This is a genomic window from Microbacterium saperdae, from assembly GCF_006716345.1.
GTDB classification, from domain to species: domain Bacteria; phylum Actinomycetota; class Actinomycetes; order Actinomycetales; family Microbacteriaceae; genus Microbacterium; species Microbacterium saperdae.
This window is the reverse complement of the sequence record NZ_VFOX01000002.1, coordinates 623,604-643,800: the sequence shown is the minus strand read 5'-3', so window position 1 is coordinate 643,800 and position 20,197 is coordinate 623,604. Positions and strand designations below refer to the sequence as shown.

General features: G+C 68.6%; 18 protein-coding genes. 8 read left to right on the top strand and 10 right to left on the bottom strand.

Going from position 1 to position 20,197, the window contains the following annotated elements; all coding sequences use genetic code 11:
* Nucleotides 1-88: 88 nt before the first annotated feature.
* Nucleotides 89-547: a VOC family protein gene (locus tag FB560_RS17685; RefSeq protein ID WP_141874016.1), complete on the bottom strand. Its 459-nt coding sequence runs from the start codon at nucleotides 545-547 to the stop codon at nucleotides 89-91.
* Between the two features lie 109 nt (nucleotides 548-656).
* On the opposite strand from FB560_RS17685, the gene FB560_RS17680 reads away from it, so the two are divergent.
* Entirely contained in the window at nucleotides 657-1,625 is a 969-nt protein-coding gene (locus FB560_RS17680; protein WP_141874014.1) for a helix-turn-helix transcriptional regulator, read from the top strand.
* Nucleotides 1,626-1,678: 53 nt separating this feature from the next.
* Here FB560_RS17680 and FB560_RS17675 read toward each other — a convergent pair whose 3' ends face one another.
* On the bottom strand, nucleotides 1,679-2,755 hold the full coding sequence (locus FB560_RS17675) for a hypothetical protein (RefSeq protein ID WP_141874012.1): 1,077 nt from the start codon (nucleotides 2,753-2,755) through the stop codon (nucleotides 1,679-1,681).
* Nucleotides 2,756-2,931: 176 nt separating this feature from the next.
* Between FB560_RS17675 and purL the strand changes: the two genes are divergently transcribed.
* From purL to FB560_RS17660, 4 genes are read left to right on the top strand one after another with little or no spacing between them, the layout of a single operon-like run.
* The gene (purL, locus tag FB560_RS17670; RefSeq protein ID WP_141874010.1) at nucleotides 2,932-5,262 is read left to right on the top strand and encodes a phosphoribosylformylglycinamidine synthase subunit PurL; all 2,331 of its coding nucleotides are present in this window, start codon (nucleotides 2,932-2,934) and stop codon (nucleotides 5,260-5,262) included.
* Nucleotides 5,259-5,414 carry a hypothetical protein gene (locus tag FB560_RS20755; RefSeq protein ID WP_170198201.1) on the top strand — a complete coding sequence of 52 codons (156 nt, stop codon included), beginning with the start codon at nucleotides 5,259-5,261 and terminating at the stop codon, nucleotides 5,412-5,414. Before purL ends, FB560_RS20755 begins: the two co-directional genes overlap by 4 nt.
* 49 nt (nucleotides 5,415-5,463) lie before the next feature.
* On the top strand, nucleotides 5,464-5,814 hold the full coding sequence (locus FB560_RS17665; RefSeq protein WP_141874008.1) for a TraR/DksA family transcriptional regulator: 351 nt from the start codon (nucleotides 5,464-5,466) through the stop codon (nucleotides 5,812-5,814).
* A 37-nt stretch (nucleotides 5,815-5,851) separates the two neighbouring features.
* Nucleotides 5,852-6,289, top strand: coding sequence for a VOC family protein (locus tag FB560_RS17660; RefSeq protein WP_141874006.1), 438 nt, complete (start codon nucleotides 5,852-5,854; stop codon nucleotides 6,287-6,289).
* 114 nt (nucleotides 6,290-6,403) lie between these two features.
* Here FB560_RS17660 and FB560_RS17655 read toward each other — a convergent pair whose 3' ends face one another.
* The 7 genes from FB560_RS17655 to FB560_RS17625 form a co-directional block, all read right to left on the bottom strand.
* A complete protein-coding gene (locus tag FB560_RS17655; protein ID WP_141874004.1) occupies nucleotides 6,404-7,489 on the bottom strand; it encodes a tartrate dehydrogenase in 1,086 nt (361 codons plus the stop codon).
* A 48-nt stretch (nucleotides 7,490-7,537) separates the two neighbouring features.
* Nucleotides 7,538-8,566 (bottom strand): ABC transporter ATP-binding protein, encoded by a 1,029-nt coding sequence (locus FB560_RS17650; protein ID WP_325058568.1) that lies wholly within the window; start codon nucleotides 8,564-8,566, stop codon nucleotides 7,538-7,540.
* Nucleotides 8,563-9,570, bottom strand: a complete 1,008-nt coding sequence (locus tag FB560_RS17645; RefSeq protein WP_229672972.1) for an ABC transporter ATP-binding protein — start codon at nucleotides 9,568-9,570, stop codon at nucleotides 8,563-8,565. Before FB560_RS17645 ends, FB560_RS17650 begins: the two co-directional genes overlap by 4 nt.
* Entirely contained in the window at nucleotides 9,567-10,469 is a 903-nt protein-coding gene (locus FB560_RS21005; protein WP_141873997.1) for an ABC transporter permease, read from the bottom strand. Before FB560_RS21005 ends, FB560_RS17645 begins: the two co-directional genes overlap by 4 nt.
* Nucleotides 10,466-11,431 carry an ABC transporter permease gene (locus FB560_RS17635; protein ID WP_141873995.1) on the bottom strand — a complete coding sequence of 322 codons (966 nt, stop codon included), beginning with the start codon at nucleotides 11,429-11,431 and terminating at the stop codon, nucleotides 10,466-10,468. The genes FB560_RS21005 and FB560_RS17635 overlap by 4 nt, the downstream gene beginning before the upstream one ends.
* Before the next feature lie 43 nt (nucleotides 11,432-11,474).
* Nucleotides 11,475-13,172 (bottom strand): ABC transporter family substrate-binding protein, encoded by a 1,698-nt coding sequence (locus FB560_RS17630; protein ID WP_141873993.1) that lies wholly within the window; start codon nucleotides 13,170-13,172, stop codon nucleotides 11,475-11,477.
* 107 nt (nucleotides 13,173-13,279) lie between these two features.
* A complete protein-coding gene (locus tag FB560_RS17625) occupies nucleotides 13,280-15,139 on the bottom strand; it encodes a S9 family peptidase (RefSeq protein ID WP_141873991.1) in 1,860 nt (619 codons plus the stop codon).
* Nucleotides 15,140-15,349: 210 nt separating this feature from the next.
* Between FB560_RS17625 and FB560_RS17620 the strand changes: the two genes are divergently transcribed.
* The 3 genes from FB560_RS17620 to FB560_RS17610 all read left to right on the top strand — a co-directional run bounded on the left by FB560_RS17620 (nucleotide 15,350) and on the right by FB560_RS17610 (nucleotide 17,966).
* Nucleotides 15,350-15,823, top strand: a complete 474-nt coding sequence (locus FB560_RS17620) for a hypothetical protein (protein WP_141873990.1) — start codon at nucleotides 15,350-15,352, stop codon at nucleotides 15,821-15,823.
* A 216-nt stretch (nucleotides 15,824-16,039) separates the two neighbouring features.
* A complete protein-coding gene (locus tag FB560_RS17615) occupies nucleotides 16,040-17,536 on the top strand; it encodes a VaFE repeat-containing surface-anchored protein (protein WP_141873988.1) in 1,497 nt (498 codons plus the stop codon).
* Nucleotides 17,537-17,639: 103 nt separating this feature from the next.
* Nucleotides 17,640-17,966 (top strand): nuclear transport factor 2 family protein, encoded by a 327-nt coding sequence (locus tag FB560_RS17610; RefSeq protein ID WP_141873987.1) that lies wholly within the window; start codon nucleotides 17,640-17,642, stop codon nucleotides 17,964-17,966.
* A 204-nt stretch (nucleotides 17,967-18,170) separates the two neighbouring features.
* Here the strand turns inward: FB560_RS17610 and FB560_RS17605 are convergent, their stop codons facing one another.
* Complete coding sequence (locus FB560_RS17605; protein WP_141873986.1) at nucleotides 18,171-19,952, bottom strand: RNA polymerase sigma factor; 1,782 nt, start codon at nucleotides 19,950-19,952, stop codon at nucleotides 18,171-18,173.
* Between the last annotated feature and the right edge of the window lie 245 nt (nucleotides 19,953-20,197).

The window sequence follows — 20,197 nt, the reverse complement described above, 5'->3', positions numbered from 1 at the left end:
AGGAAGGCGCACTTCTCCGACGGAAGCGCACGTGGACGCGCCGACGGAGGAACCCGCGGATGCCGCGACCCACTCGCCGCGCTCCGACTCAGCCGGCCTGCACGTCGAGCACCCAGGTCACGCCGAAGCGGTCGGTGAGCATGCCGAAGCCCGCCGACCAGGCCGATGCCGCGAGCGGCTCGACGGTCACGGCGCCCTCCGCGAGTGCGTCCCAGTAGCCGGTGATCTGCGCAAGCGAGTCTCCGCGCAAGGACTGGAAGAACGTGCGGTCCGTGATCGTGGCACCGTTCTCGCGGTGCGTCGATCCGGCTGTCGCGGCGGCATTCGGGTCGTCCTGCCCCGGGATGTCGTAGGCCATCAGGCGGATGCCGTCAGCGGTCTGCAGCTGCCCGAACACGATCTTGTCGGCACCCGGCACACCGGCGGGCATGCCGAAGTCGCCGTAGGTCGCCGCGGTGACCTCGCCGCCGAACACGGACTGGTAGAAGTCGAGCGCCTGTCGGGCGACGCCGCGGAAGTTCAGGTGGGTGGTGGTCGTAAGGGTCATGAGATGTCCTCTTTCTGCGGGCGTTCCGCCACTCGGATTCGCCGTCGAGATCAACGATCACAAAAGAAGCGGTCAGTTTCGGTCCTCTACTGGCCGCACAATGGATGACATGACGGGAAGCTCCTCGCGCATGCTCACGCTGCTCTCGCTGTTGCAGACGCCGCGTGACTGGCCGGGACACGTGCTGGCCGAACGGCTGGAGGTGAGTCCGCGCACCGTGCGCCGCGACGTCGACCGGCTGCGCGAACTGGGCTACCGGATCGGCGCCCTCAAGGGGCCCGACGGCGGCTACCGACTCGCGGCCGGGTCGGAACTGCCACCCCTCCTGTTCGACGATGATCAGGCCGTCGCCATCGCGGTCGCCCTGCAGAGCGTTCCGTCGAGCGGCATCGACATCGACGAAGCCGCCGCCCGCGCACCCGCGACCGTGCGGCAGGTGATGCCCTCGCGGCTGCGGCACCGCGTCGACGGCATCCGCTTCACGGGTGCCGAGAACACGATCAGGGTCGATCCTGCTGTGCTGGAGGCGGCGAGCGCTGCGGTGCGCGACCGCCTCGTGCTGCGCTTCGACTACGACTCCGCGACCGGCACGGCATCACACGACCAGCCCGCTCGACGCACCGAACCGCACGCCGTCGTCGCTCGCGAGGGGCGCTGGTACCTGCTCGCCTGGGATCTGGATGCCGACGACTGGCGGACCTTCCGGCTCGACCGCGTGCATCCGCGTATCCCGACGGGGCCGTCGTTCGCGCCGAGGCCGCTGCCTGCGGCGGATGCGCAGACCTACCTGGCGGCGCGCTCCAAGGGCTCGTCGACCGAGGACCGCTGGCCGTGCACCGGCGCGTTCGTGATCGACCTCCCTGCCCGCGAGGTCGCGCCCTGGATCGGCGACGGCACGCTCGAGGAGATCGACGACGGCTCGTGTCGGATCACGGTGGGCTCGTGGTCGTGGACCGGGGTGCTCGCCGCGGTCCAGCGCTTCGATGCGGCCTTCACGATCGTGGGACCGGAACCGCTGCGCGACGCCGCCCGCACACTATCGGAAAGACTCGTCGCCGCGACCGCACCCGCGTCGTAGTCCGCGGTTCGTCGCGACGGCGCCGAACGAGATGCCGGCCGCGATGCGCGCGATCACTGCGGAGCGGGCCGTCCCCGGGTCAGATGCTCGACGGCCATCTCCGCCACGGGCACGAGCGACGGAGCGATCGCGCTGTCTGCGGTGCTGAACCGGAGCCAGTCGAGGCCGACCCGCACATCGAGCACGGACCGGCCGGTGAAGTCGACTCCCTTGAGCGCGGCGTCCGCGCCCGTGACGGTGACCGGGGTCCCGCCGTCGAGCTTCTCGAACGCCCATGCCCCGGAGGGAAGCGTGGTGAGTGTGATCAGGGTGGCGTCGTTGTAGACGTCCAGTCCCTCGGCATACATGCACAACCGTCCGCCGTCATTCACGAAGTAGACCTCGGCGGGGATCCCCCACCCGCCCAGTTTGGTGAAGTCCACGATCTCGACGTGTGTGCCCAGCAGCGTGGCGACCTCTTCCGCCGTGAGCAGCGCCTCGCACTGCACCGCGGCGATCTCACTCGGGCCGTACTCGAACTCTCGGAGTGTGCCGGCGGCCGATGCCAGGATGCCTTCGAACGCGGCGCGGACACGATCTTCGTCGCCCTTCACGAGAGCGGGCGACGTCATCGTCCCGGTCAGCAGCACATCGCCTTCGCGGAGGGTCATGACGCAGAGCCCTTCATCGCACCAGAGGGTGAGGTCGGCGTTGCCACCCGCCTGCCGCTTCATCGCGCCGTCGATGATCGTCTGCGCATCCGGGACGATCGCGATCTCCCAGTAGGCGTCAGGGGACGAGTCGGGATCGAACGTCTCCCCATCCCCGGCCGAACAGGCGATGCCACCCGCCCTCTGCATCATGTACTGGGCAGGTCCCGGGTACCAACCCGGCGAGGAGGTCAGCCCCAGAGTGTCCTTCTCCGCTCCCACGGGTGCACCCAACAGACCGGCGACCACCGCGTTCACGTCGTCGCAGGTCACGTCGAACGCGGCTGTCGGGGCGACGATCGGCTCTTCGGTGGGAGTCAGAGTCGGGGACGGGCTGGGCGCCGAGGCCGAGGGACTCGGAGAGACCTCGACCTCAGGGGCGCATCCGGTCAGCAGGAGGACCGTGACGACACCGAGAACGGCGAGAGAACGCAGGCGCATACCCGTCACCATAGGGGCCCCCGACAGAGCAGTACGGAACGGCGCGCAACGATTCCGCACCGACCTCTCGCGGCACACGACACCCCTTCACGCGGCGCTCGCGACGCGGAAATCCGGCGGGACCCCCACGCCGGTAGACTGGAGCTGCCCCGCCGGCCCCTTCCTTTGGAGTGCGCGTGACCACCGCCCCTGCACCTTCCCACAAGCACGTCCCCGACTCTGTCGAGAACGCGATCGCGACGCCCGAGAAGGAGCAGCCGTACGCGGCCCTCGGACTCAAGCCCGACGAGTACGAGCGCATCAAGGAGATCCTCGGCCGCCGCCCCACCTCGGGTGAGCTGGCGATGTACTCCGTGATGTGGAGTGAGCACTGCTCGTACAAGAGCAGTAAGAACTACCTGCGTCGCTTCGGCCAGAAGGTCAGCGACGAGATGAAGGAACGCCTCATGGTGGGCATGGGCCAGAACGCGGGCGTCATCGACGTCGGCGAGGGCTGGGCCGTCACCTTCAAGGCCGAGTCGCACAACCACCCCTCGTTCATCGAGCCCTTCCAGGGTGCGGCGACCGGCGTCGGCGGCATCGTCCGCGACATCATCTCGATGGGCGCCCGCCCGGTCGCGGTCATGGACGCGCTGCGCTTCGGCGCGATCGACCACCCCGACACCGCCCGCGTCGTACACGGCGTGACCAGCGGCATCAGCTTCTACGGCAACTGCCTCGGCCTGCCGAACATCGGCGGCGAGACCGTGTTCGACGCGGTCTACCAGGCGAACCCGCTCGTGAACGCGCTCGCGGTCGGCGTGCTCCGCCACGAAGACCTCAAGCTCGCCAACGCGACCGGCGTCGGCAACAAGGTCGTGCTCTTCGGCGCCCGCACCGGTGGCGACGGCATCGGCGGCGCGAGCATCCTGGCGTCCGACACGTTCGCCGACGGCGGTCCCACCAAGCGCCCCGCGGTGCAGGTCGGCGACCCGTTCGCCGAGAAGGTGCTCATCGAGTGCTGCCTCGAGCTCTACCGCGACGAGCTCGTCGAGGCGATCCAGGACCTCGGTGCCGCCGGCATCTCGTGCGCGACCAGCGAGCTCGCCGCCAACGGCAACAGCGGCATGAAGGTCTCGCTCGACAACGTCCTGCTGCGCGACCCCACGCTCACGGCTGAGGAGATCCTCATGTCGGAGTCGCAGGAGCGCATGATGGCGATCGTCGCCCCCGAGAAGCTCGACGCGTTCCTCGCGGTCGTGGAGAAGTGGGACGTCGAGACCTCGGTGCTCGGCGAGGTCACCGGAGACGGCCGCCTCATCATCGACTGGCAGGGCGAGCGCATCGTCGACGTCGACCCGTCGACCGTCGCCGTCGACGGCCCGGTCTACGACCGCCCGGTCGCGTACCCGACGTGGATCGACGCGCTGCAGGCGGATGCCGCCGAGAACCTCCCCCGCTCGAACGACCCCGAGACGCTGCGCGAGCAGTTCCTCGACCTGGTCGCCTCGCCGAACCTCGCGGACACCAGCTGGATCACGAACCAGTACGACTACTTCGTGCTCGGCAACACGGCCCTGAGCTTCCCCGACGACGCCGGCATGATCCGCGTCGACGAGGAGTCCGGTCTCGGCTTCGCGATCTCGACCGACGCGAACGGCCGCTACTGCCAGCTCGACCCGTACGCGGGCGCGCAGCTCGCGCTGGCCGAGGCGTACCGCAACGTCGCCGTCACCGGCGCGACCCCCACGGCGATCACCGACTGCCTGAACTTCGGCTCTCCCGAGAACCCCGAGGTCATGTGGCAGTTCGGGCAGACGGTCGACGGTCTCGCCGACGGATGCTACGAGCTGGGCACCCCGGTCACCGGCGGCAACGTCTCGTTCTACAACCAGACCGGCGATGTGCCGATCTACCCGACCCCGCTGGTCGGCGTGCTCGGCATCATCGACGACGTCTCCCGCCGTATCCCCTCGGGATGGCAGGACATCGGTCAGAACATCTACCTGCTCGGCACCACCTCGACCGAGCTCTCGGGTTCGGCCTGGGCCGACGTCGTGCACGACCACCTCGGCGGTCTGCCCCCGAAGGTCGACCTCGCCGGAGAGAAGCGCCTCGCCGGCCTGCTCGCGGCAGCCCGCGACGAGTGGCTCATCTCCTCGGCGCATGACGTCTCCGAGGGTGGCCTCGGCCAGGCCCTCGCCGAGGGTGTCACGCGCTTCGGCGTCGGCGCCCGCGTGTGGCTGAACGAGATCATCGAGCGCGACGGGGTCGACACCGCATCCGCTCTGTTCTCCGAGTCGACCGGTCGCGTGATCGTCACGGTTCCCCGTGAGGACGACGTGAAGTTCCGCGGGCTGTGCGAAGGCCGCGGCTACCCCGTGGCGCGCATCGGCGTGACCGACAGCGAACCGCAGCTCGAAGTGCAGGGCGTCTTCACAGTCTCGGCCGCTGAACTTCGCGAGCGTTCGGCCGCGACCCTTCCGTCGTACTTCGGTCCGACCGTCACCGAGCCGGTCAGCGCATGAGCGACGTCAGCCGTCAGAACCCGAACGAAGAGGACTACGGCGATCTCGGCGAGCGCCGTAACCGCCGCATCCGCATCGTCGCCTGGACCGTCATCATCGCGCTCATCCTCGGCGGTGGCGGCGCGACCGTGATCACGCTGCTGCTCGGCTGAGTCGCGCACTCCCGGCCCGGGTGTCGGATCCCCGTCCTACAGTGGGCGGATGACCACCGACCTGCGCACCCTCCTCACGGACCTCCGTGCGCAGGCCCAGGCGCGCGTGGCCTCCACCTCTGCCGTGCTCGCCGAGCTCACACACGACCGCGCGGGCTCGAACGACGACGACGAGCACGACCCCGAAGGCGTCACGCTGTCGTCGGAGTGGTCGCGCCTGACCGGGCTCGCCGAGGCCGCCGCATCCGAACTCCACCAGGTCGACGACGCGCTGGCCCGGATGGATGCCGGTACCTACGGCGTCTGCGCGAACTGCGGGAGGCCGATCCCGGCCGAGCGTTTGGCCGTGCGGCCGTTCGCGGAGTACTGCGTCGCATGTGCGGAGAAGCTCGGGCGCTAGCTGTGCACGGGCGGCGCTCGCGAGTAGCATCCCTCCCATGCCCATCAGACTCGAGAACGTCGGCATCGCCGTGCGTGACCTGGAAGCCACCATCTCCTTCTTCACCGACCTCGGCCTCACCGTGCTCGGGCGCGATGAGGTCAGCGGGGAGTGGGCGTCGACCGCGGTCGGACTCGACGGCAACCACGCGAAGATCGCCGTCCTGCAGACGCCGGACGGGCAGGGGCAGATCGAGCTGTTCGAGTACATCCATCCGGATGCCATCGAGACGGAGCCGACGCTGCCGAACGAGATCGGGATGCACCGCGTCGCCTTCTCCGTCGACGACATCGACGAGTCGCTGGCGATCGCCGCGACACACGGATGCCACCCGCTGCGCGGCGTCGCGAACTACCAGGACGTGTACAAGCTCACCTACCTCCGCGGCCCCAGCGGCATCCTGGTGATGCTCGCGCAGGATCTGACGAAGGGCTGAGCGGCCCACGCATCACTCGGGAGGAAATCCACGCTCGGGAGGAGGGTTTCGGGAGATTCCTCCTCCCGAATGCGCGAACTCCTCCCGAACGCGAAGTACCGAAGGCTGAGAGCCTCAGGACCCCGCGACGACCTCCGCGATCGCCGCACCGAGCTCGACCGTGGTGGCCGTCCCTCCGAGGTCGGGCGTGAAGGGGGCCGCGTCGGCTCCGCGGGCGAGCACGTCCTCGATCGCGGAGAGCACGGCGGCACCGGCATCCGGGTATCCGAGGTGTTCCAGCATCATGGCGCCGCACCAGATCTGGCCGATCGGGTTCGCGATGCCCCGACCCGCGATGTCGGGGGCCGAGCCGTGCACGGGTTCGAACAGGCTCGGGAAGAGGCCATCGGGGTTGATGTTCGCGCTCGGGGCGATGCCGATCGTGCCGGTGCAGGCGGGCCCGAGGTCCGAGAGGATGTCGCCGAACAGGTTGCTGGCCACCACGACGTCGAACCAGTCCGGATGCAGCACGAAGTTCGCGGTGAGGATGTCGATGTGGAACTGGTCCTGCCGCACGTCGGGGTAGTCCGCAGCGACCGCCGCGACGCGCTCGTCCCAGTAGGGCATCGAGATCGAGATGCCGTTGCTCTTGGTCGCCGAAGTCAGATGCTTCGCCTCGCGCCTCTGCGCCAGATCGTAGGCGTAGCGCAGCACCCGGTCGACACCCGTGCGCGTCATCACGGTCTCCTGCAGCACGAACTCGCGGTCGGTCCCCTCGAACATGCGCCCGCCGATCGAGGAGTACTCGCCCTCGGTGTTCTCGCGCACGACGTAGAAGTCGATGTCGCCCGGCTCGCGACCCGCGAGCGGAGAGACGACACCCGGCATCAGCCGCACCGGCCGCAGGTTCACGTACTGGTCGAACGCGCGGCGGAACTGGATCAGGCTCCCCCACAGGCTCACGTGGTCAGGCACCACGTCGGGCCAGCCGACCGCGCCGAAGTAGATCGCGTCGAATCCGCGCAGGGTCTCGAACCAGTCGTCCGGCAGCATCTGCCCGTGCTGCTGCCAGTAGGCCGCGCTCGCGAAGTCGAACTCCTCGAACTCGAGCGCGATGTCGAAGCGGGCGGCCGCGGCGCGCAGCACGCGCAGCCCCTCGGGCATCACCTCGGTGCCGATGCCGTCTCCGGCGATCACGGCGATGCGGTGGGTGGTCGTCATGGGTGGTTCCTTCGATGTGGGGAGATCGGGCCGTGAGAGGTCGCCGGGTCAGAGCACGTCGCGCTCGGCGGGGTGGTGGCAGGCGACGCGGTGCGTGTCGCCGGACGCGAGGTGCACCGGGGCGGCGAGCTCGGGAACGACCTCGGCGCAGATCTCGGTGGCCTTCCAGCAGCGTGTGCGGAAGCGGCATCCGCTCGGGGGAGAGACCGGACTCGGCACGTCTCCCGTGAGCACGATGCGCTCGCGCGCCCGTTCGGTGCGCGGGTCCGGCACGGGGATCGCCGACAGCAGCGCCTGCGTGTAGGGATGCAGCGGCCGCTCGTACAGCTCGTCGACCGGTCCCTCCTCGACCAGGCGCCCCAGGTACATGACCCCGACGCGATCGCTGAGGTGCCGCACCACCGACAGGTCGTGCGCGATGAACAGGTACGTGAGTCCGAGGTCGCGCTGCAGGTCGTCGAGCAGGTTCAGCACTCCGGCCTGCACGCTCACGTCGAGGGCGCTGACCGGCTCGTCGAGCACGATGACCTCGGGCTCGACCGCGAGCGCCCTGGCGATGCCGAGCCGCTGACGCTGTCCGCCCGAGAACTCGTGCGGGAACCGGTCGGCGTGCGCGGGGTTGAGCCCGACCTGCGCCAGCAGCTCCTCGACACGGCGCTCGTGGTTGCCGCGATGGAGCCCGTGGATCACGAGCGGTTCGGTGAGCGTGGCCCGCACGGACTTGCGCGGGTTCAGGGAGGCGTAGGGATCCTGGAACACGAACTGCACCCGGCGCCGCAGCGCCCGCAGGCCGCCGCCCTCCACACGGGTGATGTCCTGATCGCCGAGCAGGATCGATCCGCCGTCGCTGGACTGCAGGCGCGCGACGCTGCGCCCGAGCGAGGACTTGCCGCATCCGGACTCGCCGACGAGTCCGAAGGTCTGGCCGCCGTCGATCGACAGGCTCACCTCCGACACCGCCTGCACGATGTCGCGCGTGCGGCCGAACAGGCCTCCGCCGACGCGATACTCCTTGACCAGGTTCGTCACCGTCAGGCTCGTGCTCTTCACGGGCGAGTCCACCACGGGCTGGTTCACAGGACCGCCTCCTTCTGCCATTCGTCGACCCGCACGCAGGCGGCCGTGTGCCCTTCGCCGACCGCGACCGGTGGGGGCGTCGCGGCATCGCAGAGACCGGCGACCGCATGAGCGCAGCGCGGGGCGAACCGGCATCCGACAGGCCACGCGGTCGCCACCGGGGGCTGGCCGGCGATCTGGTACAGCCGTTCCTCACGGGAGGAGCGGCGGTCGAGCCGGGGCAGCGAGGCCAGCAGCCCCGCGGTGTACGGATGCGCGGTCTCGTAGAACAGGGGGTCGACGTCGGCCGTCTCGACCAGTCCCCCGGCGTACATCACCATGACCCGGTCGGCGGTGCCGGCGACGACGCCGAGGTCGTGCGTGATGAGGAGGACGGTGGTGCCGGTGCGGCGCTGCACCTCGCGCAGCACTTCGAGCACCTGCGCCTGCACGGTCACGTCGAGGGCCGTCGTCGGCTCGTCGGCGATCAGCAGGTCGGGTTCGTTCGCGATGCTCATCGCGATCATGACGCGCTGGCGCATTCCGCCCGAGAACTCGTGCGGGTAGCGGTCGACACGCAGCTCAGGCGAAGGGATGCCGACGACGTCGAGCAGCTCGATCGCCCTGGCGCGCCGTTCGGACGCGGTGGTGTCCGGACGATGCACACGCACGGCCTCATCCAGCTGTTCACCGACGCGCATGACCGGGTTCAGGGCCGTGAGGGCATCCTGGAACACGACCGCGATGTCCTTGCCGCGGATCTCGCGCAGCTTGTCATCCGAGAGTCCGACGAGCTCCTTGCCACGGAACCGGATCGATCCGGTGACGACCGCCTTCTTCGGTAGCAGCCCCATGATCGCCATCGCGGTCATCGACTTGCCCGATCCGGACTCGCCGACGATCCCCACGGTCTCGCCCTCGCGCAGCACGAACGACACGCCCTCGACCGCGCGGGCCAGGCCCACGTCGGTCGGGAAGCTGATCGAGAGGTCCTCGACCTCGAGCAGGATGGCCGCGGCGCTCACAGGTTCTTCCCCTGGGGATCGAGCGCATCGCGCAGTCCGTCGCCGATGAAGTTCACGCACAGCACGGTGACGAGGATGAACAGGCCGGGGAAGTACAACAGGTACACCTGCGGAGTGCCCACGTAGCCGGCCGCCTGGCTGAGCATCGAGCCCCAGCTGGTCTGCGGGGGCTGCACCCCGAAGCCGAGGAAGCTGAGCGTCGACTCGGCGATGATCGAGGAGGCCACCGCAAGGCTCATCGCGACGACGATGACACCGGCGAGATTCGGCAGCAGGTGCGACACCAGGATGCGCAGGCCGGAGGCTCCGATGCCGCGGGCCGCGTCGATGAAGTCCTTCTCGCGCAGCGACAGCACCTGGGCGCGCACGACACGGGCGATGTACGTCCACCCCAGCGCGGTCAGCGCCAGCACGATCGTTGTCGGCGAGGGTCCGAGACCCTGCAGGATCACCGCCAGCAGCGCGATCGCGGGCACGATCAGGAACAGGTCGGTGATGCGCATGATCAGCTCGCCGATCCATCCGCCCACGTAGCCGGCGATCGCGCCGAGCGCGGTGCCGACGACCGTGGCCAGCAGCGCCACCGCGAGTCCGATCGCGAGGGAGATCTGCCCGGAGAACAGGATCTCGCTGAGGTAGTCGCGGCCCAGCTCATCGGTGCCGAGCCAGTGCGCGCCCGACGGCGGGGTCGGTCCGGTGAGGAGGTCCTGCTGCCCCTGAGGGTAGGGCGCGATCCACGCCGCACCGAAGCACGCGATCAGCAGCAGCACGAGCACGATCAGGCTCGTCACCGCGAGCCGATGATGCAGGAACCCCTTCAACAGCTGCCGGGTGGGCGCCTTCTGCGGATCCTGCTCGGCGAGCAGCTCCTCGCGCCCGGCGATGCCTGCTCCACTCATGACAGCCTCACTCTCGGGTCGAGCACCGCGTAGGCGATGTCGGCGATCAGGTTGCAGATCACGACGGCCACCGCGACCACGATCATCCAGGGCAGCAGCACGTAGACGTCGCCGGCGACCAGGGACTGCAGGAACAGTCGCCCCATGCCGGGGATCGCGAAGATCTGCTCGGTCACCACGAGCCCGCCGATCAGGATCGCGGCGTCGAGGGCCACGACCGTGACGAAGGGGGCGAGCGAGTTGCGCACCGCGTGCCGCCAGATGACCTGCCGTCGCGGCACGCCCTTCGCCCTGGCCGTGCGCACGTAGTCGCTCGACAGCGCATCCAGCATCGCTGCGCGGCCGAACCTGCTCCACGAGGCGACCAGCGCGATCATGAGTGCGGCAACGGGGAGGATCAGGTGCCGGATGTAGTCGAGCACTCCGGTCTGCCCCGGCGACTGCAGTCCGATGAAGAACAGGGGAGGCTCGCTGAGTCCGAACTGCTCCTTGGGCCAGACGGCGAAGGTCTGGATGAGGATCAGTCCGAACCAGAATGCCGGCATCGCGATGCCCAGATACGACGCGCCGGTGAGCAGGTTGTCACCCCAGGAGTACTGGCGCACGGCCGAGTAGACACTCACGCCTCCGGCGATCAGCACGGCGACCAGCAGTCCCCAGAACGCGAGCTGCAGCGTCGGCCACAGCGCGTCGCCGATCAACGGCAGCACCGGGGTGCCGGTACGCGTGCTGAGCCCCCAGTCGCCGACGATCAGCGAGCGGAGCCAGAGGAAGTACTGCTCCGGGATCGAGCGGTCCAGTCCGAGCCGTTCGATCTCGCGCGCGATGACCGCGGGGTCGTGCGCCTGCCGGAGCTTGGCGAGCGGATCGAACGTCGACCGCACCGCCCAGAACAGGATGAACGAGGCGACGAGGATCACCGGCACCGAGTACAGCACTCGTCGTGTGATGAAGGTGATCACGTCGTCGCCCCGTCTCTGTCCTGGCCGTCGTTCCCGGTCGGCCTCAGCCGGCCAGGCCCCACTCGGCGAGGTTCCAGAACGGACCGTCGACCGGGTTGATCTCCGGGCCGCCGACCTTGTCGCTCCACAGCAGCACGTTCGGCACGGTGTCGAGCGGGAGCGAGGGCACGTTCTCGGCGATCAGCGCATCGGCCTCGTGCGACACCGAGATGCGGGCATCCGTGTCGATCTCGCTGTCGACCTGGCCCAGCAGGTCGTCGAGTCCGGGGATGTCGGTGCGGTAGAAGTTGATGCCGGAGAAGCCGTTGGCCTCGCTCGGGATGTTCACAGACGAGAACGTCGAGCTGAGCGTGGGGTCCGGGAACGTGTCCACGAGCGCCCAGATGCCCGCCTGGAAGTCGCCCTGCGGAGCGATCGTGCCGAACAGGTCGGCCGGAGTGACCTGGTCGATCGTCATCTCGAAACCGGCATCCGCCAGCTGCGACTGCAGCACCTGCACCGTGAGGTCGCGACGCTTGTTGCCGGCCAGGGTCTTGATCGAGAACGTCGCCGTCTCTCCGCCCTTCGCCCACACGTCGTCGGAGTTCTTCTTCCAGCCGTCGCCCTCCATCAGCTCGTCGACCTTGTCGAGGTCGAGTCCGTACTGCGAGAAGTCGTCGGAGGCGAACGGGGCCACCATCGGGGAGTTGAAGCTCTGCTGCGCCTTGTCGATGCCGAGGCTGCCGAACAGGCGCTTCACGATGGCGTCGCGGTCGATCGAGTAGGCGAGCGCCTGACGCACCGCGACCGAGTCGAAGGGGGCGGCGGCGTTGTTCAGCCAGATCGCCTCGAGGTTGCCGCTGCGGGCGTCGACCTGCGACTGGATGCCGGGAAGGCCGGCGTCGATCTGGGTGAGGGCGTCGAGCTGCGGAGACGGGTACAGCACGCTGACCTGTCCGCTCTTGAGGGCCTGGAACGCCGCCGTGGTGTCGGGCAGGAAGAGGAAGGTGACCTTGTCGAGGTGCGGCTTCTCACCCCAGTAGTTCTCGTTGGGGACGAGGGTGACCGAGGTGCCGCGCGTCCAGTTCTCGATCTTCCACGGTCCGCCGCTGAAGTCGTATCCGTCCGCCATCACAGCCGCGCGGTCCTGCCCTTCGAGCAGGTGCGCCGGCATGATGCCGTAGACGCTGAACAGCGTGCGCCATCCGGCGTACGGCGAGTCCAGCGTCACGGTCACGGTCGCCGGGTCGCTGGCGTCGATCGCGGAGATGCGGTCGTAGCCGGTCTTGTCGAAGATGTCGTCGCCGTCGCGGATCTGCAGGGCCGTGTACTCGAAGTCGGCCGAGGTGATCGGCTCGCCGTCGGACCAGACCGCCTCGGGGTTGATCGAGTAGGTGATGGTCTGGGTGCCGTCGTCGGCGACGACGACCTCGGGCTCACCCGTGACGAGGTCGGAGGGCTCCGGGACCCATTCGCCGTCGGACTGACGCGTCTGGAAGACACCGGGGAGGGTCGGGATCTGCATGATCCAGGTGCCCCAGATCGAACCGCCGCAGGTGGCGATCCAGTCGGCGCAGTCGGGTTCCTGCTCCGCGCCGATCACGATCTCGCCGCCGTCGACGATGGCGACCTCGCTGGGCTCGGGGTTCGTGGGCGAGGAGGTGCAGGCGGCCAGAGAGCCGATCAGGGCGGTGACGGCCAGTGCCGCGACGAGCGCGCGGCGGGAAGAGGGTACGACGGTGCGATGCAGTGATTTCGACATGGACGGATCTCCAGTGAGCGTGCGACGAAGGGACAGTGCAGGAGGTGCTGTGGTGCGGGTAGTGGTCTGACTCTAGAGCTGACCGGAAAAGATAGCAAGCACTTTAGTCAATGTTCATGACTAGGCGCGAGATCTGCGCTGTCCCACCGCTGTCCGGCGAGCGTCCGGAGCGCGAGCTCCTGCATCCGACGCTGGTCTCTGACGGCGCCTTCGAGCCCGGTCGGTTCGTGCCCGCCTTCGAAGATCTCGAGCAGGACATCGCCGCCCCTGGCGTGCAGACGGGCCACATAGCCCTGCACACCGATCACGGGAGTGCGGGTGTCGATCGAGCCCTGATTGATCCAGACGGATGCCGTCACGTCGTCCAGATACGAGATCGCGGAGAAGCGTGAGACCAGCTCTGGCGGAACCCACGAGCTCCAGACCGTGCGCACGGCGGGATTCATGGCGTCGATGGTCACGGACCAGTCGGCGACGGCGACGTGCGCGAACCCGCCCGCGAACAGCTCAGGCAGACGGCCGACGCTCAAGAGGGTCATGTGCCCGCCGTACGAGGCCCCTGTGATGAATGTGGATGAGGGGTCGGCGAGACCCTGCCCCCGCAGCCACGCGATCGCGGCCGCGACATCCTCGATCTCGCGATCGCCGCCGACGTTCCAGAAGCCCTCCCGGAAGGCGCGACCGAAGGTGACCGAGCCGCGGTAGTTGAGCGAGGCGTACGCGAAGCCGGCATCGAGCCACGCCTGGGCGGAGGGGTTGTAGTGGTCGACCGCGACGAGCATCGGCCCGCCGTGGATCTCGAGGATCGTGCCGAGGGGCTCGCGACCGGCAGGGCGCCCCGACCACAATTGCACGCGGGTGCCGTCGGCGCTGGTGACGAGGGTCGAGCTCAGCGGCTGGCCTGCGGGCACTCGCGCCGGCTCGATCAGCGTGGTCTCGGCGCCGTCGGCGGCGACCTCGGTGACATGCAGCGGCACATCCCAGCTCGATCGCAATGCGCGGACGACGCCGGAGGGTGCGTAGTACGAGGTCCAGTAGAACGGATGCAGGTTCGCGACGTCGGGCTCCGCGAAGCTCCCGCCTTCGAGCACGGTCCGCACCGAGCCGTCCGCCTCATCGATCTCGATGAGTCGATGGATGCCGCCGTCGACGTGCAGCGCGAGGATATGACCGCTCGCGCTGTGCCAGTCGAGCGCGATGACCTCTCCTGCCCGTTCCGGCAGGTCGAAATCCACCCGATCCCCGGTGCGCACGTGCCAGACAGCGGGGCGCGAGAAGCCGCTGCCCTCGGTGTTGAGCAGCAGCCGGTCATCGCCGGGGACGGAGGAGAAGCGCACGGCGCGGACCGGGCCGTCGGGGAGATCGTCGAGTTTCGCGACGGTCTCCCCCGTGGCAGCGTCCACCACCGTGATCAGCGGACGCCGGATGCCGGGATTGTGGTCGGTCGTGTCGATCGACACCAGCGAGGCGTCAGCCGCACCCAGACCGAACCACGCTTCCACCGGGTTCGAGTACACGACTCTCGGTTCCCCCCAGGGCGCGGCGGGGATCACGAGCACGTGGAACCCCTCCTCGTCGACGACCGTGGCCACGAGGGCGGATCCGTCGGAGGAGATGTCGATCCCCCGCAGCACGTAGGGCTCGCGCCCCGGCGTCAGCTCGACGCGCTCGGATCCGTCGAGCGACAGCGCCACCAGGGTGCCCACCTCGGACCCGCCGCCGTCGTCGAGGTCGACGACCCAGCGCCCGTCAGGCGTGACGATCGCCCCCGTGCTCACGTCGAACGGGAGCAGCTCGCCCGGAGCATCCGGAGCGCGCCAGATGCGCCCACGGGCCCCCTCGGGGTGGTTCTCGACCACGAGGGCGAGATCGTCCGCGCCGGCGGCAGGGCGCACGGTCAGGAGGTACGGAGCCGCGAAGCGCTCATCGAGCGTCTCGGTCATGGATTCTTCCGGGGTGTGCAGCATCCTTGCTCTCTCCTCGTGATCGCCAGTGTCGTTGACTATAACACTGGCTAGCGTCATCGCGCAGATGCATCCGCTGTCGTCTCGCCCTCGCCGTCACTTTGCGCGCGGTGAGGACTCCTTGACGTGGGCGGCCTGAAGTCCCTCGACCCTCACCCCGCCGTCTCTCGAAACCCATAGAGCGGCTCTCCGGAGCCAGATCGGACACGAATCATGCAGGAGAACCCCCGCGCTCACGGCGTCTCACGCCGCACCGTCGTCAAGGGCGCCGCCTGGTCGGTGCCGGTGGTCGCTGCGGCCGTCGCCACACCGCTGGCCGCCGCATCCACAGGAACCCCGGCAGCGACGTTCTGGGCCACCGGCGCCACCGTGAGCGTGGTCAGCGGAAACGTGACCAACTTCACGGTCGAGGGCAGCGATGCAGACGGCAACCTCGCTCTCCTGCCCGCCGGCACCAGCGTCATGATCGTTCCGGAGCCCGGCGTCACCCTCCAGGTCGTCAACGCCACCGGAATCGTCACCACCACCAACCCCGACGGCTCGATCACCGCCGTGATCACCGGGAACGACATCACCAACATCCGCATCCAGTTCCGGCCCACGGGTCCGTCCGGATCCGGATACTCGATCACGACCAACATCGACATCGATCCCTTCACCGAGACGATCGACGTCAAGCTCCGCTGACGCGACGATGAGCACCGCGTTCTCCCTGGCGTCGAAACCGCCAGGGAGAACGACCTCTCCGACTCCATCTGGTCGGCGCATCACTTTTCGTCGTCCCCGCACTCCTTCAGTGAGGATCGCGGAAACACTCCCCCTGTTCTCCGATGTCCGTCCATCGAGAATGCGCCTGAACCGCCCTCCGGGGGAGGTCCAGGGCGAGAGCGCAGGGAGTACATCGTGAATCACAGGAAGAAGCACATCAGCCGGGTGGGGAGCTGGATCGGTGCGAGCGTGCTCGCGCTGAGCGCACTGCTCGCCCCCTCGGCCGCACAGGCTGCGGTCGACGCCGGCGACCCCGTCTACATCGGAGACAAGCAGGGCTACGGCGGCACGGGCGTGTTCCCGATCTGGTCGGAGATCCCGGCAACCGGTGATCCCGACTTCTGGGCCTACTGCATCGAGCACGATGTCTCCGCACGGACGCAGCTCGAAGGGTACGTCGGCAACGCCGAGGACTACCTCGGCGCGAACTACTTCACCGACCCAGCGGTCCAGGGCAAGGTGCTCTGGGTGCTCGCCCACAGTTACCCCGCGCTGACCCTCGAGGAGTTCGGCGCGGCAGCGGGTGTCCCCGGCATCTCCCGCAACGACGCGATCGAGGCCGCCCAGTACGCGCTCTGGCGCTACACCGATCTCGACTTCGACGCGGCCTGGGCATGGGAGACTCCGGATTCGGAGGCCGCCTACTGGCATCTGGTGAACGGCGCGAACGCGAGCGCCGGGATGACCCCGGCCGATTTCGAGGTCACTGCCACCATCGATGCCCCCAGCGCTCCGCAGACCGCCGACTCGCTGGTCGGCCCGTTCCTCGTGCACACCGACCAGCCCACCGTCAGCGTGGCGGTCGACCCCACGGTGTCACTCGTGGACGCCGATGGCGATGCGATCGATGCGAACGCCGTCGTCGACGGCCAGGCTCTCTACCTCGACCTCCGCGGGTCGACCGCCGCGGGTGCGGCCACCGTGTCCGTGACGGCGCAGGGATCGAACGCAACCGGCAAGATCATCTCGGTACCGGCGCGGACCGCGCCGACGCCCACGGCGGAAGCCCATGCCCAGACGATCATCCTGGTCGCACCGAGCACGGCGACGACCACGGATGAGGCCACCGTCGAGTGGACCACCACCGTGGTCCCGGAGCCCTCGATCGGCACGTCGCTCGTCGACTCCGCCGACGGAGACCGGATCCTTCCCTGGAACGGCGGCACCGTGATCGACACCGTCGCCTACCAGAACCTGGTCCCCGGCACCGAGTACACCCTCACCGGCGAACTGCAGAACAAGGCAGACGGCACCGCCACCGGAATCACCGGATCCACCACCTTCACCCCGGAAACCGCGAACGGCTCCATCGACGTCTCCTTCACCATCCCCACCGGATACGCCGGCACCACGCTCGTCGCCTTCGAACGCCTCCACGAAGGAACCGACACCACCGGCGAGCCCGTCGCCGTCCACGAAGACATCGACGACGCCGCACAGACCGTCACCATCCAAGACGCCCCCGTCACACCGACGAACCCGACGCCGACTCCCGGGCCGAAGGGGGAGCTGGCCACGACCGGTGGCACCCTTCCCGGCATCGCGGTCGGAACGGCCGGCGCACTTCTCGCCCTGGGTGCGATGATCCTGTTCGCGGGACGCGCACGGCGGAAGGCCGTCGAGGTCGACTGATGACCCGAGTCGGTCCTCGCCTCTCTGCGGAGCGGCGAGGCGAGGACCGACCGATGTCGACACATCCGCCGGGACGCCGAGTCCCTCAGGAACGGAGGAAACCATGACCGAATCGCTGCCGCCCCTGCTGGCGGACTTCATCGAATCCGTGAACGCGCACGATGCGGAGGCGTTCATCGCCGCCTTCGCGACCGACGGCGTTGTCGACGACTGGGGGCGCGAGTTCGTCGGTCCCGAAGCCATCGTCCGCTGGAGTGATCGCGAGTTCATCGGCTCCGCCGGGACGCTCCGCGTCATCAGCATCACCCGTCACGGACAGCAGACGGTCGTCGTCGGAGACTGGCGCAGCACTCATGCGAACGGCGTGAGTGCCTTCACGTTCGACGTGGCCGGAGACAAGATCTCGAGGATGACCATCCGCGAAGGCTGAGCCGCACGCCGCACTCGCGCCGAGGACCGTTCGGCGCACGAACGACCCGGCACGATCGCCGGATGAGATGTGCGTGACGAGCCAGGGCCGTGATGCTGGGGAGAGCGTCACGACCCTGCCTCGAACCGGGATCGTGAAGTCGGGGAGGACTCCATGAACCCCGAACAGAAGGAGTGCGGAGCTGCGGAAGCGTGACGCTGGCGACTACGGATCGACGAGCTCGAAGGTCATGCTGTCGGGACCGCCACCCCAGGGATCGAAGATGATGTCGGGGTCGTACACGTCCACGGCCTTCTCGTAGGCCGGCCCCCAGTACCCGTCGCTGTCGAGCGCCCGCATGGTGAAGTAGTACCAGCCCGCCGCATCCATCAGGAGTCGTTTGCGCGTGTACCCGTTCTGGTCCAGATCGATGGTGGCGGAGTGGCCCTCCATCGAGGTGATGAACACCCGACCGTTCGGGGGTCCTGTGACCGCGATGACCACCCCTGTGGTCTGCGCTTCGGGGACGGTCATGTCCTCCGTTCCGGTGAGCTCCTCGAGCCCCTGCACCTGGATCGGAATCACGGTGAAGGTGCCCGCGGTGACGGCCGACTGCGAGGTCTCGTCGAAGGACCACACCTCGTAGTCGTAGGTCCCTGCGTCGTACTGCAGCGCGCGGGTGTCGAAGTTCCAGCTGCCGTCGTCCGCGACCGTCGGCGTGTAGCGCTGGGACGCGAGGGCGACGACGACGCTCTCGCCCGGCGTCGTGCGGCCGGTGATGATCGGTGAGATGTAGCCGGTGGACGCAGGCGGACTGGTGACCCCCGGAGACAGCGGGGACTCCGGATTCGTGCCCGGTCCCGGCGTGCCGGGATCTGCCGGCTTCGGGGAGGTCGGAGTCGTGGGGAAATACTGGTCGGGATCGTCGGAGAGACCGGCCGAGGGGATGCTCGGATCGGTCACCCACCGTCCGGTCGTCGGTGCGACAGGGGCCGTCACCGGTGCGCGGGGCGGGATCTGGTCCGGGCTCGGAGAGCGCACCAGATCCGGCTCCGGATCCGACACTCCCGTTGCGGGTGCCTCCGCGACCACCGGGAGCGCCTCGGCCTGCGATGAGGACAGCGGGCCGACGACGAGAGCCGCGGCCAGGATCCCGCCGACGGTGGCGACGCCCAGGCTTCCGGCGAAGAGCCATCCGGAGAGCCCCGCGAACGCGGCGACGGCGGCGGTGCCGGACGACAGCGACGAGACGGTCGGGGCGCCGAGTCCTGCGGCGCCCAACAGCACCGCGAGAGTCTTGCCCTGCAGGCGCGCCGCCCCGCCGCGCGTGTTGTGCAGGAGGTCGGTGCACACGGCGCAGTCCTCGAGGTGGGCCGTGACCTCCATGCCGACCGTCAGATTGTTCGGCTCGGTCAGATACTGCGGGATCAAACGCGCGACGTGCGACCTGTCATCGCGGAGCGAGACCGGAATCTGTCGGCTCAGCCACTGGAACTTCAGCCCCGTGCGCGCTCGCCGCTGCAGTGCAGACACCGCATTGGGTTTGATCCCCAGCTCTTTGGCGATATCCGGTCGGTCGGCTTCATCGACCTCGGCCAGCCACAGCACGCGCTGCCACCGTTCAGGCAGGGCCTGGAAGGCGGCGAGCACATCCGCCGAACTGGCCTGCTGCTCCAGGGCGCTGAGCCCGTCGCGCACCTCCACCTGATCCAGGTCATCACTGGTCAGCACACGCTCCGCATCCTTGCGCCAGGCGATGGCGGTGTTGCGGATCACGGTCTTCAAGTAGGAGCGGAAGGCGAACTGCGGACCCTTGTCGGTCGTGGTGACCTGCTGGTAGATCGCGAGGAAGGACTCCGAGACGAGGTCGTCGACACGCGCCGGATAGAGCCGATACGCGTAACGGCGGGCAGCATCCGAATGGCGATGCCACAGTGCGGCATAGCTCCCTCGATCGCCGTCGCGAAGCGCGCTCAGTAACTCCGCATCGCTGCGGGGATCGATCATGTTCCCTCCCCGGACCACAAACCTCTCTGCTGACGCCAGAGTAGGGCACCGGCATACCAAAATATTGGTTCGTCACCTTTTGGGGGTTGACGACTCCTTCAGCGTGAGCCTCTTTTGTCCACCGCTGTGCTCGGACCGGCGCGGCACCCCGGTTCGCGCATTGCCCATGCCCTTGTCAGACACCCTGACGACGGTGGGGTACCGTGATGTCTGCGTGACCGAGACCCGGTGACGACAGCGAACGG

Coding starts and splice junctions, on each gene's coding strand:
- FB560_RS17610 (WP_141873987.1), top strand. CDS start 17,640: ATGACCGAATCGCTGCCGCCCCTGCTGGCGGACTTCATCGAATCCGTG.
- FB560_RS17675 (WP_141874012.1), bottom strand. CDS start 2,755: ATGCGCCTGCGTTCTCTCGCCGTTCTCGGTGTCGTCACGGTCCTCCTG.
- FB560_RS17625 (WP_141873991.1), bottom strand. CDS start 15,139: ATGCTGCACACCCCGGAAGAATCCATGACCGAGACGCTCGATGAGCGC.
- FB560_RS17630 (WP_141873993.1), bottom strand. CDS start 13,172: ATGTCGAAATCACTGCATCGCACCGTCGTACCCTCTTCCCGCCGCGCG.
- FB560_RS17665 (WP_141874008.1), top strand. CDS start 5,464: ATGACCACCGACCTGCGCACCCTCCTCACGGACCTCCGTGCGCAGGCC.
- FB560_RS17685 (WP_141874016.1), bottom strand. CDS start 547: ATGACCCTTACGACCACCACCCACCTGAACTTCCGCGGCGTCGCCCGA.
- FB560_RS17680 (WP_141874014.1), top strand. CDS start 657: ATGACGGGAAGCTCCTCGCGCATGCTCACGCTGCTCTCGCTGTTGCAG.
- FB560_RS17620 (WP_141873990.1), top strand. CDS start 15,350: ATGCAGGAGAACCCCCGCGCTCACGGCGTCTCACGCCGCACCGTCGTC.
- FB560_RS21005 (WP_141873997.1), bottom strand. CDS start 10,469: ATGAGTGGAGCAGGCATCGCCGGGCGCGAGGAGCTGCTCGCCGAGCAG.
- FB560_RS20755 (WP_170198201.1), top strand. CDS start 5,259: ATGAGCGACGTCAGCCGTCAGAACCCGAACGAAGAGGACTACGGCGAT.
- FB560_RS17660 (WP_141874006.1), top strand. CDS start 5,852: ATGCCCATCAGACTCGAGAACGTCGGCATCGCCGTGCGTGACCTGGAA.
- FB560_RS17655 (WP_141874004.1), bottom strand. CDS start 7,489: ATGACGACCACCCACCGCATCGCCGTGATCGCCGGAGACGGCATCGGC.
- FB560_RS17605 (WP_141873986.1), bottom strand. CDS start 19,952: ATGATCGATCCCCGCAGCGATGCGGAGTTACTGAGCGCGCTTCGCGAC.